General features: G+C 42.8%; 12 protein-coding genes and 1 other annotated feature. Of the genes, 4 read left to right on the plus strand and 8 right to left on the minus strand.

The features are described 5' to 3' along the window. Positions 1-21 precede the first annotated feature (21 nt). From rnd to tsaB, 7 genes are all read right to left on the minus strand, one after another. Positions 22-1,134: a ribonuclease D gene (rnd, locus tag L2747_RS01765; RefSeq protein ID WP_248997391.1), complete on the minus strand. Its 1,113-nt coding sequence runs from the start codon at positions 1,132-1,134 to the stop codon at positions 22-24. An 89-nt stretch (positions 1,135-1,223) separates the two neighbouring features. Next, positions 1,224-2,897: a long-chain-fatty-acid--CoA ligase FadD gene (fadD, locus tag L2747_RS01770; protein ID WP_248997392.1), complete on the minus strand. Its 1,674-nt coding sequence runs from the start codon at positions 2,895-2,897 to the stop codon at positions 1,224-1,226. Between the two features lie 183 nt (positions 2,898-3,080). Next, entirely contained in the window at positions 3,081-3,950 is an 870-nt protein-coding gene (locus tag L2747_RS01775; protein WP_248997393.1) for an alpha/beta fold hydrolase, read from the minus strand. A gap of 8 nt (positions 3,951-3,958) precedes the next feature. After that, positions 3,959-4,792, minus strand: a complete 834-nt coding sequence (locus L2747_RS01780) for a class I SAM-dependent methyltransferase (protein WP_248997394.1) — start codon at positions 4,790-4,792, stop codon at positions 3,959-3,961. Positions 4,793-4,958: 166 nt separating this feature from the next. After that, a complete protein-coding gene (locus L2747_RS01785; protein ID WP_248997395.1) occupies positions 4,959-5,675 on the minus strand; it encodes a M50 family metallopeptidase in 717 nt (238 codons plus the stop codon). Continuing rightward, the gene (locus tag L2747_RS01790; RefSeq protein ID WP_248997396.1) at positions 5,668-5,985 is read right to left on the minus strand and encodes a hypothetical protein; all 318 of its coding nucleotides are present in this window, start codon (positions 5,983-5,985) and stop codon (positions 5,668-5,670) included. The genes L2747_RS01785 and L2747_RS01790 overlap by 8 nt, the downstream gene beginning before the upstream one ends. A 215-nt stretch (positions 5,986-6,200) precedes the next feature. Then, the gene (gene tsaB, locus L2747_RS01795; RefSeq protein ID WP_248997397.1) at positions 6,201-6,917 is read right to left on the minus strand and encodes a tRNA (adenosine(37)-N6)-threonylcarbamoyltransferase complex dimerization subunit type 1 TsaB; all 717 of its coding nucleotides are present in this window, start codon (positions 6,915-6,917) and stop codon (positions 6,201-6,203) included. A 355-nt stretch (positions 6,918-7,272) separates the two neighbouring features. On the opposite strand from tsaB, the gene L2747_RS01800 reads away from it, so the two are divergent. Beyond that, on the plus strand, positions 7,273-7,698 hold the full coding sequence (locus L2747_RS01800; RefSeq protein ID WP_248997398.1) for a hypothetical protein: 426 nt from the start codon (positions 7,273-7,275) through the stop codon (positions 7,696-7,698). Here the strand turns inward: L2747_RS01800 and yoaA are convergent. Continuing rightward, positions 7,691-9,616 carry a DNA repair helicase YoaA gene (yoaA, locus tag L2747_RS01805; RefSeq protein WP_248997399.1) on the minus strand — a complete coding sequence of 642 codons (1,926 nt, stop codon included), beginning with the start codon at positions 9,614-9,616 and terminating at the stop codon, positions 7,691-7,693. The genes L2747_RS01800 and yoaA overlap by 8 nt on opposite strands. 412 nt (positions 9,617-10,028) lie before the next feature. Next, positions 10,029-10,148, plus strand: a sequence feature (His leader region). A gap of 56 nt (positions 10,149-10,204) precedes the next feature. On the opposite strand from yoaA, the gene hisG reads away from it, so the two are divergent. From hisG to hisC, 3 genes are read left to right on the plus strand one after another with little or no spacing between them, the layout of a single operon-like run. Further along, positions 10,205-11,104 carry an ATP phosphoribosyltransferase gene (hisG, locus tag L2747_RS01810; protein WP_248997400.1) on the plus strand — a complete coding sequence of 300 codons (900 nt, stop codon included), beginning with the start codon at positions 10,205-10,207 and terminating at the stop codon, positions 11,102-11,104. Positions 11,105-11,108: 4 nt separating this feature from the next. After that, positions 11,109-12,425, plus strand: coding sequence for a histidinol dehydrogenase (hisD, locus tag L2747_RS01815; RefSeq protein ID WP_248997401.1), 1,317 nt, complete (start codon positions 11,109-11,111; stop codon positions 12,423-12,425). Further along, positions 12,425-13,489, plus strand: coding sequence for a histidinol-phosphate transaminase (gene hisC, locus L2747_RS01820; protein WP_248997402.1), 1,065 nt, complete (start codon positions 12,425-12,427; stop codon positions 13,487-13,489). The genes hisD and hisC overlap by 1 nt, the downstream gene beginning before the upstream one ends. The last annotated feature ends 99 nt before the right edge of the window (positions 13,490-13,588 follow it).

Below are 13,588 nucleotides of genomic sequence, written 5' to 3' on the forward strand. Positions count from 1 at the left end.
TACTTAACGTTAACTACTGAATTATTGGAGCTTCAGTGCGTAAAGTGCTTCTGCGACAATCGCTTCACGCCATCCCGTTAAGATTAGCGGCTTATCACCTTGCTTACCGGCCCAAACCCACTCTAGATACTCGTGAATAAACTTCTTAGAGCCAAGTAGTTCAATTGGAATATTGTGTGCTTCCGCTTGCTCTGTAATACAATTTTTAATGCTCTTAAATGCAATTTTATAACCTGTCTTCAGCGCAATCACATCTAGCGGTTTAGGCGGATTATCAAAGCTAACATTAGCTATAATCCGGCAAATCTCTTTACCATGAATACGCTTTTCTTGCTCAGTAAGCTCGGTTAGCTTATACAGATCATTACTGTTTTTAGGTTGTTTCTTGGCAAGACCAATCAACGCATGATCTTTGACCACAAACCCTAATGCTAAATCCTTTTGCAATGCACGTCTTAAACGCCAGCTAGCTAAGTCTCTCAGCACCGCAAGCTGATTGCTGGTGAGCTGAAAAGCATTTTTAACCTTTAAGTAAGCTGTATCTGGCTCAGGAAGATCGAGTCGACCTTGAGTGATACGTTCACCTTCTTCATATACCCAATCGAGTCTGCCCTGCTCTTTTAATTTCTGCACCAATTGTGGATATAGCTTATAAAGATAATAAACATCATTGGCGGCATAGTTTAACTGCGCTTCGGTCAGAGGACGCTTAATCCAATCAGTACGTGATTCACCTTTATCTAAGCTGACTTCTAATGTTTGCTCAACGAGTTTCGCGTAACCCAAACCGTGCCCCATGCTAGCTAAACTTGCCGCTATTTGGCTATCAAACAAGTTAGTTGGTTGGCATTGCCCATAATGAGCAAACACTTCTAAATCTTCGCTGCATGAATGAAGTAGCTTTACACTGCTTTCTTTCTTAAGCAGTTGCCAAAATAGATGTAAATTACTCACAGCCAATGGATCGATTAGCGCGAGTGTTTTACCGTCATAGGCTTGAATAAGACCTAATCTTGCATAGTAGGTGCGAGTACGAACAAATTCTGTGTCTAGCACCAATAAATCAGCTGCTTGGTATTGCTCTACAAGGGCCGCTAAACTGGCATCATCTTCAATATATTGAAACGCTAACAAAGTTGTCTACTCCATAAATATGCAAAAGCCGGCAATTGCCGGCTTTAGTCTAATCAAAAGTGGCAATCACCACTTAATGACTAATGAGGTTAATCTTGCTTAGCCTCATCTCTTAATTCCCGACGTAAGATCTTACCTACGTTGGTTTTAGGCAGTTCATCTCTAAATTCTACCAGCTTAGGGATCTTATAGCCCGTCAAATGCACTCGACAATGCTTGATTACGTCCTCTTTGGTTAAAGATTTGTCGTTTGCAACAACAAATACCTTAACTAATTCACCAGACACTTCATGCGGTACGCCCACTGCAGCGACTTCAATCACTTTCGGGTGCAGAGCAACGACTTCTTCAACCTCATTTGGGAACACGTTAAAGCCCGATACTAAAATCATGTCTTTTTTACGGTCAACGATAAAGAAAAAACCTTTTTCATCCATGTAACCGATATCACCCGTTGCTAAATAACCGTCTTTATCAATAACATTACTAGTTTCTTCAGGACGTTGCCAATAACCAACCATGACCTGTGGACCTTTAGCGAATAACTCACCAGTTTCGCCTTGGGCTAAAACATTACCTTCATCGTCACGCACTTGAATATCAGTGTTGGCGACAGGGAAACCAATAGAGCCGTTATAGCCATCTAGATTATATGGACAACAAGTTACCAGCGGAGCTGCTTCTGTTAAGCCATAACCCTCAAGTAGTCGGGTCTTAGTTAATCCCTGCCACTTGTCAGCAACAGCACGTTGCACAGCCATACCGCCACCAATTGATAATTTCAGCTCACTAAAGTTAAGCTTAGCGAAATCTTCGTTATTCACCAACGCATTAAATAAAGTATTAACACCGGTCAATACCGTAAATGGATGCTTTTCTAATTCACTAATAAATGCAGGCAAATCTCTTGGGTTAGTGATCAGCAGGTTATTAGCGCCTTTATGAATAAACAGTAAGCAGTTAACCGTTAATGCAAAGATATGGTAAAGCGGCAATGCTGTAACCACAAATTCTTTACCTTGATCCAACATTGGCCCATAAGCCGCATCAGCCTGTAGTAAGTTGCTGACAACATTACCATGGCTAAGCATTGCACCTTTAGACACACCTGTTGTACCGCCGGTATATTGTAAAAATGCTAAATCGTCTTTTTTAACTGTAGGTTTCACGTATTGCATACGTCGACCTTTAGATAAAGCCTTACGCATAGAAATAGCATGTGGCAAATGGTACTTAGGCACCATTTTCTTAATGTATTTAACCACAAAGTTAACCACGGTACGCTTTGGTGCACTGAGTAAGTCACCTAAACCGGTTAAGATAACGCTTTCGACTGGCGTATCAGCAACCACTTTTTCTAACGTATGGGCAAAGTTTGATACCACTACGATAGCCTTTGCGCCAGAGTCATTTAGCTGATGTTTAAGCTCACGCGGTGTGTATAGTGGATTAACATTCACGACCACCATGCCTGCACGTAAAATACCAAACAGTGCAATAGGATATTGTAAAAGGTTTGGCATCATAATCGCGACTCTGTCGCCTTTATTTAGCTTCAACTCATTCTGGAGGTATGCCGCAAACGCTCTGCTACGCTCTTCCAACTTGCGATATGTCAAGGTTGCGCCCATATTGACAAACGCTGGTTGATCCGCATATTTAGCCACTGATGTCTCAAATAAATCAACAAGCGATGCATATTGCTCTACATCAATCTCAGAAGGCACATCGTCCGGTAGATTATTAATCCAAAGTTGGTCCACAAAAATCTCCTAATATCTCCACCTGCGGTAATCAAACCCGCAATGGTTGTTAGCAGCTTGCCAACAAGCAAGCTAAAACACTGTCTATTCTTTATATTTTTAGTCAACGCCAATAAATCATACAAGCGTTTAAATTTTGATTATCATCACATAAAAGAAACAAAAAACCTAGCCTCTTTTTGCTTAGACTTTTAAGAATGCCTCAATTGCGAGAGACACCTTTAGCGCATTCCCCATATGCAGATGGTGATCACCCTCGAGCTCTATAGTCTGTAATTGTTTAAACCAGCGATTCGCCATCGGGATCGCTTCTCGTAATTGCGGGAATCCGCCACTACCAGAAATTAATAGAGTTTTGACTGTATGAGCTTGCATTAAGGCATCGACTTGAGAAAAAGTCAGTCTTAAAGGGGAATCTAATTTTAAGCGAGGATCACTGCGCCAGCATACCCCAGAATCAAGGTTTTGCATATTGCGCTGAGTCAATAATTCGCACCATTGCAGGTCTAGTGCGGTTAATTTGTGCCGAGCATTGGCAGCAATTGCCATATCTCGATAAATACTGACGGGTTTAGATAGTGATGCCAGAAAGCGCCTGTGGTCACTAAAACTATTAGTTAAGCGTTTTTTAGACTTAGACTCGTTTTCATATAGAGGGGAAAGCGCTTCAATTAACACCAGATTACTTATGTTATCAGGAAAAGCAGCGGCGTAAGCAGAGGCAATAATCCCACCTAAAGAATGGCCAATAATTGCTACGGGTTGTGTTTCCAGCGCGCCGACTAAGGCATCTAAATCGTAGAGATAATCTATCCAGTGCAAGGGATATGCCCCGGGTCTATGCTGCGAGCCGCCATGACCGGGCCAGTCAATGGCTAAGATTTGATATTCAGTTAGATAATGGCTGAGTGGTTCAAAGCTATTGGCATTATCTAACCAGCCATGTAATGCCAATAGCAAAGGTTTGTCTGGCGAACCCCACAAGCGTCCCGCTAAATTGATATGAGGTAGCTCTAAGGTTATTTCGTTATCGGATTCGCAGACTAAGTGCATCTATACAATTACTTTTTAATAAATTTAAGCGTCATTCTATCGCTTTCACCGATATCCAGATACTTTTGTTTATCTTGGTCTTCAAGCGCTAAACGTGGCGGCAAAGTCCACACCCCTTTCGGATAATCTTTAGTATCTTTAGCATTGGCGTTGACTTCAGAGCTAGCAACAAAGGTAAAGCCGGCTTTTTCAGCAAGCTTAACCATTTCAGTTTGATCCATATAACCAGTTTTAGCATCCATTCCAGGGTTAGCTCTATGCTCAACAATACCAAAAGTCCCACCCGGCTTTAGCACTTTATAAGCTGATGCAAATACAGGCTCTAAATACCCTTTCATTGCCCAGTTATGTAAGTTTCTAAAGGTCAATACCGCATCAGCGCTATTATCTTTACCCATCACGTAATAGCTAGGAGGATCGAAAGTCACTGTACTTGCTGCGCCAAGCTTTTGTTTATTGTCGCTAAGCCAAGCTTCGAACTTCTTGCCTGACTTGGCGCGATAACCATTTTTGAGCTTTTCATCACTTGGATTGGTATCGAAGTTGCCCGCAACATAATGACCTTCACCAGCTAAATATGGCGCTAAGATCTCAGCATACCAACCACCACCTGGCCAAAGTTCAATCACGGTATCAGTTGGTTTAATTTCAAAAAAAGTTAAGGTTTGCTGTGGGTGACGGTATTCATCACGAGCGCTGTTTTTAGCTTGTCGAAAGTCACTAGTTACAGCGGCTTCTAGCGCTGTATTGCCATGATTGTGTGCGTTAGCTGCCGTGCTTAAAAGCGATAGGCTACAAGTGCTAGCAAGTAAGATACTGGCTGCAACAATTTTCTTTTTCATTATCAATCTCCCTTATATGATAGGCATCAACCTAGCAGTCAGTTAACAAAAAACCAACCCATATAAACAGAGATTTACATTTTAGAGTGACTGAAACGAATCAACGGATATCGTATTTTGCGTTAAGTGGACAAATTATAGAGAAGAGTCGTTCAATAGAGGACTGTTAATCACGGCGTTTAGCAGCGCTGTCGACTCTACGCCAGCATAAAAACAGCATTAACGCGCTTGTCGCTAACCAAACTCCCACCCAAAACCAAGCCGGAAGCCAGCTTTCACCCGCCAGCATATTGGCATCGCCTTGCCCTTCTAAACCTAAAAGCACCATAGGGCTGGCTAGCGCATTTAAAATAATCATCAGCGCTATTACTCTTAGGAAAGTGGCTAAAAACCGGTTCAATTGCAGCTTGAGTGGCAATAAGAACAAGCCCGCAAGACTCACTAAAATGGCAATGGTCAAAAGATCTCGTGCCCATAGTAATATCGTCAGCACAACTGCCCCGCCTAATACGGCAAAACTGACTCGGATCCCTTTTGGCCAAGTGGCAAACATAAAAATAAGATAACCCCAAAGGGCAGCACCAAAATAACCAGCAAAACCAATTAATAATGGCCAACCACCTTGGCTAAAGCATAGCCCGGCCCCATTAGGAAAAAGCTGAATATGACTCACTGCCCCACCGGAAAAAAGTGTAGCAAGCGCGTGTGAGACCTCATGAAAATAACTTTCGAGCCATTTAAAAGGCACACTAACAAAGGGAATACGTGTCACGAGGAAAGCGATGAGGAGTTCTATAAAAAATCGAGTTCGTCCAGGGGCTCCCGAAGGCTGAACACCTTGAGGTAAAGAGTTATCAGCGGCGTCTGAGTGGCGGTTAAGCATAAGTATCTATACCGACCATCTGCTGGATCTCATCTCGCTTTGCAGCATGTTGGTTAATCAAATATTCTGCCACCGCGCCACGTTGACCGCCGGTTTGACTTTCATACTCAACATGGGCGCCTAAACGAGATTGCAGTGTTGCTACATCTTCGTGATAAACATCCACCAGCGTTTGCTGTGGATTAATTGCCGCAGAACTTTCAACAGCTTCAGGCCTGATCGCCGGAGTTTGCTGGCTAGCAACAGACTTGTTGACCTCAATTTTTGCAGCCTGATGCGTTGTTGCAAGCTGGCTGGCATTTATCTGCATGACACAGTCCTTAATTTAGCAAGTCATCGCTCACTCGCTAATTTAACCTTAATTAAAAGGGAGTTCACTATCACTCATATTGAGTAGCAACTGTTATAACAGCTATTTAACTTATGACTTTAACCTAAATAATGTTCTACAAGGTATTACTTTTGATTAGGTTTTTAAAGTTAATCGAAACTAAAGTGCTTGTAGATCATAATTAACTACGCAGCTTATTCTCTACCTGGCAATTTTTGCCAGGTTACTGTGTCACGTAAATATACTGGAGTCAGTTCATCAACACTGGTGCTCAAGCCGTTATTCACACCCTCTTGGGCAAGCGCCAACATAAACTTGGCTTCAGGGAATTTCGCCGCCTCACATAAAGACATAGTCTCACTATGCTCAAGTATTTCAGGGTAAGCATCAAAACCGGTACCACAAGCTGCAATCGGCTGAGTTAAATCTAGACTTAACACAATATCAGCAGGCGCACTCACGACTTCTTCATTAACTAAAGTTGCAAGACCATCAACTGCAATATATTGGCCCCAATACACTTCGCCCATGCGAGCATCGATTGCAGCGAGAACTTGGCTTGCGCCCTGTTCAATCGCAGCTTGCGCCATTGCAGCTAAAGTTGAAATACCAATAACGGGTAGTTCTTGGCCAAGAGCTAAACCTTGAGTAATACTGGTGCAAATTCGAATACCAGTAAAACTACCGGGCCCTCTGCCGTAAGCAATCACATCAACATCTTGCAGCTTCAGATCAGCTTCGCCCAACACCGATTTCACCATAGGCAACAAACGCTGGCTATGTTCACGCGGTGCATCGGCTTGCTCGCTAAAGGTTTTACCTAGGTGGCTAACCGCTGCAGAACACGACTCAGTACATGTATCGAGCGCTAAAATGCTCAGCTGTGTCGTATCGTTAGATTCTTTTGTCATGAATTACTTACCAAACCTATAATTTATATAATTTTATACCGCAAACAGGTGCAATCTAAGCACTCAAGAAAAAGGCGGTCATGGAAAGCTTAACCGAGCGTTCAGTCACTAAGCTTAGTTAAGATCAATTCAGCAATTATACCTCAACTTAAAGCAAAGGATTAAGCCCCAATTACGGGTCAAATGCTTTGTTATCGGCAATTTATTCAATTTTACTTTAACAAAGCCCTTAGCGAAGGCAGAACAAACAACATAAATTGCCCTTAAAACTAGGCTAATGAGCAAAATTTACTCTAGATTTAATGAATAATAAATTTCCCTAAATACAGGATGAACAAAGCTAAAGGAGTAGTAAATGCGCCATATCACCATAAACTGGTTTCGTCTATTTCGTTACTCGCTGTTGTTTGTCATTTTCTGTATGTTAATGACGGCTTTTATGCTGATATGGTTTTCTAATAGCTTGGAGGATGCTTGGAATAAAGGCCTTATGTTAACCTTTTCTGAGTTTGAAATGACTGTAGAGCTCACATTAACACTGCTCATATATGTCAGCTTTCCGGTGCTACTGTTTCGCTTTATGTATTATTTTTCTAAAATGCTTTATCGCGGACGTAATCCCGGTGTCGCGATTATTAGCTATAAAACGTTATTTAATCCGCTCAATTTTTTACTGTTCCCTAGTTTGCTCAATCCTCAAGGGCTAACCTACCGCAGGCGCTGCTTACTAGCATTAATACTATTGGCCGCTATCTACTTGGTGATATTACTGATCACTTAATTTGCTCTAAAAACATCGTCGCTTTTTCTAAATCTCTCGTTCTTGCCATCGGCGGCAATGAATTTAAAAATGCCTGTCCATAGGGTTTATTCACAATGCGGTTATCGCACAAGATAAGTACGCCTTTATCTTTTTCATCACGGATCAAACGACCTACCCCCTGGTTAAGAGTGATCACCGCTTGTGGCAATGATATTTCGCTAAATGCATCTTTTCCCTCGCGCTCAATAGCTTCACTTCGGGCTCTAAACAAGTTGTCATCAGGGGACACAAAGGGCAGTTTATCAATAATAACGCAGCTGAGTAGCCTACCTCGTACATCAACTCCTTCCCAGAAGGCGCCGGTACCTAAAAGTACTGCATTACCTAACTGTCGATATTTTTTCAGTAGGCTTTGCTTGTTTGCCTGACCTTGAACGAGTAAAGGGTATGTCACTCGCCGTTGCAACGCTGGCGCCACTAGGTTGAGCATTCTATGACTGGTAAACAAGATAAAGGTGCGCCCCTTGGCTGCATTAACCGCCTTTACACACACATCGACAAATTGATTAAGCGCTGCATGATGATTATTAACGCTGGCTAAATGACGCGGTACACAAAACAGCGCGTTATTACGGTAATCAAATGGGCTCTCAAGCAGCATCTCTTGGCATTGAGTTAACCCGAGTTGACGGGTAAACAAGCTTAAGTCGCGGTTAATCTGTAATGTCGCAGAAGTAAAAATCCAGGCAATATTCGACTCAAACAATTTGCGACACTCTTTAGCAACTTCAATTGGCGCAATACGTAACACTAAATAACGATGTCCATAATCAATGCTGTAAGCCGCCTGATTGTTCTCACACAAGAAAAATAGTTCTAACTTATTGGCTAGAACATCGAGTTTTTGGATCTCATCATCTAAGTTATCACTGCGGCCGACATGGCTCATCAACACACTTTGCAAAGCTTTAATTTCTTTAATTAAACCCCACGACAGCACCGACAATTCTTTGTTCGATAACAAGCGGCGCCAATCTGTATCACCAATAGCAAACAACACTTGTTGCCACTCATTTAACAGCGCTGCGCAGCGAGCACTCAATAATTCTATTTGTTTGGCGTCTCGGAGTTCAAAGCGATAGATCTCTATGAGTTTGTCAAAGAGATCGGCTATTTGCCTTGTTGCGCACTGCTGTCCAAAGTAAGTGACTGCTATATCAGGTAACAGGTGTGCTTCATCAAAAATAACCACATCTGAGTCAGGCAATAACTCAGCAAAGCCGGTTTCCTTTAAAATTCTATCAGCGAGAAAAAGATGATGATTGACGACAATGACACGTGCATCCATCGCTCTATTACGTGCTTTGCGAGTAAAACAATCATCATAGTGGTCACAGCGCTGGCCAATACAAGTTTCTTTAGCACTCACAATTAACGGTAATGCCGCCGAGTTTTCTGTCACCGCAGTTAAACCACCAATATCACCGTCAGTCGTTTGCCCCGCCCATTGATTGATGCGTAATAAGTCGTCAAGAATTTGAGTATCCATTGAGCTAGCACCCGATAACTCCTTATCCATCAAGTGCTGGCATAAGTAGTTATTACGCCCTTTAAGTAGTGCAACTTTTGGCGTTAAGCCCAGCATAGCAAGCAGTGCCGGTAAATCTTTATAAAACAACTGCTCTTGCAAGTTTTTACTGCCAGTGCTGACAATAACTTGTTTGCCACTGAGTAGTGCTGGGATCAAGTAAGCAAAGGTTTTTCCCACACCAGTACCCGCTTCAACCACCAGGTTATTTCGACTCGCAATAGATTCTGCAACCGCTTCAGCCATTTCTGCTTGCACCGCTCTGCGACTAAAACCCTTAATCGATTGGGCCATTACCCCTTGGCTTGAAAATGCGGCGGCAACTTGTTGGATTAATTTAGCGCTCAAGAGAAAATGGACCTTTATTTGACCTAGCAGGAGACTTTGAATATGCCATGCAGTTTATCTTAATTATTAAGATAGCATTAGCTTTTGTTACTATCCCAAGACGAAATGACACTTTGCAGTAGACAAGAGCCATTGTGTTATTTTAAGAACAAGCGACTAGGGTTTTTAAATGAGATTAACGGTTTTGCTCTTAAGATGACATTTAGATGAAGTTTACTCATCTGCTAAAATAAGCACTTGCAATCATTTTTAAAACTGATTAGTTTAAATACCAAGCAGCAAGCGTTGCTTTAACCACCAGCAATGTTCACTGATGAAATAGTTTGCTGAAGTAAATAACTGGGCACTTAAGTAAACTTTTCCCTGACTCAAAATTGAGAGAAACGAATATGACACAGCTTTTGAACACTATCCATCATCACCACCATATGCGGTAGCCTTCGGAAGCTTACTGCCGAAGGACTATTTCCTTCCGGCGGTTGATTTAAAAATATCAAAAACCCTTGGAAGGAATTCCAAGGGTTTTTTGGTTTTATCTTAACAAATTGTTTTATAAGAATTTTTAAATTAACTAATAGGAAGTATTCCATGTCAGAGTCAACTAGATTACGTATCGCAATTCAAAAATCAGGTCGTCTTTCCAAAGAGTCACAAAAGCTTTTAAAGAGCTGTGGCGTAAAGTTTAATGTGAATGAACAGCGCCTTATCGCCCACTCTGACAATATGCCAATCGATTTATTACGTGTGCGTGATGACGATATTCCCGGCCTCGTGATGGACGGTGTCGTTGATTTAGGCATTATTGGTGAGAATGTATTAGAAGAAGAACAAATTGAGCGCCAAAGCTTAGGTAAGCCAGCTGAGTGTATCAAACTACGTGAACTCGATTTCGGCGCATGTCGTTTATCACTGGCGGTACCGAACGAATTTAGCTACCAAGATGCCAGCTCGCTTGAAGGCCTCAGAATCGCCACCTCTTACCCCAACCTGCTTCGCCGTTATATGCAAGAGAAAGGCATTAACTATCGCGACTGTATGCTTAAAGGCTCGGTAGAAGTGGCGCCGCGCGCCGGACTCTCTGATGGGATCTGTGACTTAGTATCAACCGGCGCCACCCTTGAGGCAAATGGCTTATATGAGACCGAAGTCATCTACCGCTCAATGGCGTGCATCATTCAATCAATCCAATCTCAGCCCGATGACAAGCAAGCACTGATTAACAAAATTTTATCGCGTATTAATGGGGTTGTTCGCGCTAAAGAAAGCAAATACATCTTATTACACGCACCGACTGAAACCTTAGATCAGATTGTTGCTTTACTACCTGGTGCTGAAAACCCAACAGTACTCCCGCTCAATGACGACACTAACCGTGTTGCTATCCACGCTGTTAGTACCGAAGATCTGTTCTGGGACACCATGGAGCAGCTCACGCAGCTTGGTGCTAGCTCTATTTTAGTGATGCCAATCGAAAAAATGATGGGGTAACAATATGCAGATCCTCAATTGGCAATCTCTCAACCAACAAGCTAAAAGCAATGCACTTGCTCGCTCGCCGCTTGTTGGCGATAGCAATCTGGAGCAAAGCGTTGCGCAGATAATCGATGCTGTGAGTGAACAAGGTGACAGTGCGCTATTTGAATTTAATCAAAAGTTCGATGGCATCAATATCGATAACTTAAAACTCTCTAAAACAGAGATTGAGCAAAGCTGCGCCAAGGTATCTTTTGAGATAAAACAAGCTATTGCTCAAGCGAAAGCCAATATTGAGTGTTTTCACACAGCGCAAATTCAGCCCAGTATAGATATTGAAACTCAGTCTGGTATTCGCTGCGAACTTCGCTCTGAGGCCATTGAACGCGTGGGACTCTATATACCTGGTGGCACCGCACCGTTAATTTCAACGGTACTGATGTTAGCCCTGCCAGCCAAAATTGCAGGTTGCAGCAAACGAGTATTGGTTAGCCCACCGCCAATTAATGACGCTATTGTTTACGCAGCTAATGAATGCGGTATTGACGAGATCTATCAGGTGGGCGGCGCCCAAGCCATAGCGGCATTGGCATTTGGCACTGAGACTATTCCGCAAGTGGATAAAATTTTTGGGCCAGGTAACCGCTTTGTCACTGAAGCTAAGCGCGCGGTGAGTCAAGATAATCGCTGTACTGTGAGTATCGATATGCCTGCAGGCCCATCTGAAGTGCTAGTCATTGCCGATGCACTAGCAAATCCTGAGTTTGTCGCGGCAGACCTGTTATCCCAAGCTGAGCATGGCGCAGACTCTCAAGTGATGTTAGTGACCGATTGCGAGCTATTTGCAAATAACGTTAACCAAGCACTCATTGAGCAGCTTGCAAAACTACCACGAGCAGAAATAGCTGCCGAAGCGCTAAAATGCAGTCGCAGCATAATTGTTAACGATATGGCAATGGCTGCCCAAGTATCTAACCAATATGGGCCAGAGCACTTAATCATTCAAACTGAGCAACCTCGACAAGTGCTTAAAAATATTCGCGCTGCTGGCTCAGTGTTTGTCGGCGCTTATACGCCAGAATCTGTGGGTGATTATGCCAGCGGTACTAACCATGTTTTACCGACTTATGGCTACAGCAAAACCGTATCAAGTTTATCCCTAGCAGACTTTAGCCGCCGATTTACCGTGCAGGAACTATCAGCAGATGGGCTTAAAACCTTAAGCAATAGCGTTATGGTATTGGCTGAAGCTGAGCAACTTGATGCCCACAAAAATGCCATTGCCGTGCGTATAGCAAGTCTTGATAACAATAACTTAGTGAATACGGAGGCGTAATGACGGCACTTAATCAATCTAACGCCAGTTCACTTAACCTTGCGCAGCGCCTTGCTAGAGCTGAATTATTGGATCTCGAAGTTTACCAATCGGCAAGACGTATTGGTGGTCAAGGCGATATATGGATTAACGCTAATGAGTCCCCATTTAATAACAGTGATATTAATGGACTTAATCGTTACCCAGAATGCCAGCCTCCAGCGTTGATAAATGCCTACAGTCGCTATAGTGGTGTCAATGCTGACTGCATAATTAGCTGCCGCGGCGCTGATGAAGCAATTGAACTGCTTATTCGCGCTTTTTGTATCTCAGGTCAAGACAGTATCGCTACTTTTGGGCCGACTTACGGCATGTACGCCATTAGTGCAAAAACCTTCAATGTGGGTGTTAAGCCACTATCGTTAACTGAAGATTTTCAGCTACCAGAAGATTATCAGGCACAAGTTGCCGGCGCTAAACTGGTTTTTATCTGTAACCCCAATAATCCAACTGGCAGCGTTATCACTAAGCAAAAGATTACCGCAGTCATTAAAAATTGTCCCAACGCAATTGTTGTCGTTGATGAGGCTTATATCGAGTTTAGTCCTGAGTACAGCGTTGCCGAGTTAGTTGCTAGCACAGATAACCTAGTGGTGTTACGTACCTTATCCAAAGCCTTTGCGCTAGCGGGTGCTCGCTGCGGGTTCTTACTTGCTAACACAGATATTATTGATATTTGTATGCGAGTGATAGCGCCTTACCCAGTGCCACTACCTGTTAGCGAGCTCGCTACTCAAGCGTTAAGTGCCGACGGCCTAAAAACCATGACCTTACAGGTTAATGAAATGAAAGCTCAAGGCGCCCGCTTAGCGAACGCTCTAGATAATTTTGGCGCCAAGGTGATTAAAGCACACGGAAATTATGTACTCGCTGAATTTGACGATAAAGAACTGGTGCAAAAATCGCTCAATGACGCCGGCGTAATAGCAAGAAGTTACAGCCATCCCCGCTTAAGCAAAGCCATTCGTTTTAGCTTTAGTAACAAGGCGCAAACTGACTATCTCGTTGCGCTTTTTAGATCCTAGTAACTCAGCTCTCAGTAAAGCTATTTTATTGGCATCAAAATAAGTCGCTAAATGGTTAAGCCACTAGCAACATAGAAAAATAACAAAACGAGAGTCTAT

Origin of the sequence: Shewanella marinintestina, from assembly GCF_023283845.1 — a bacterium.
GTDB classification, from domain to species: Bacteria; Pseudomonadota; Gammaproteobacteria; order Enterobacterales; family Shewanellaceae; genus Shewanella; species Shewanella marinintestina.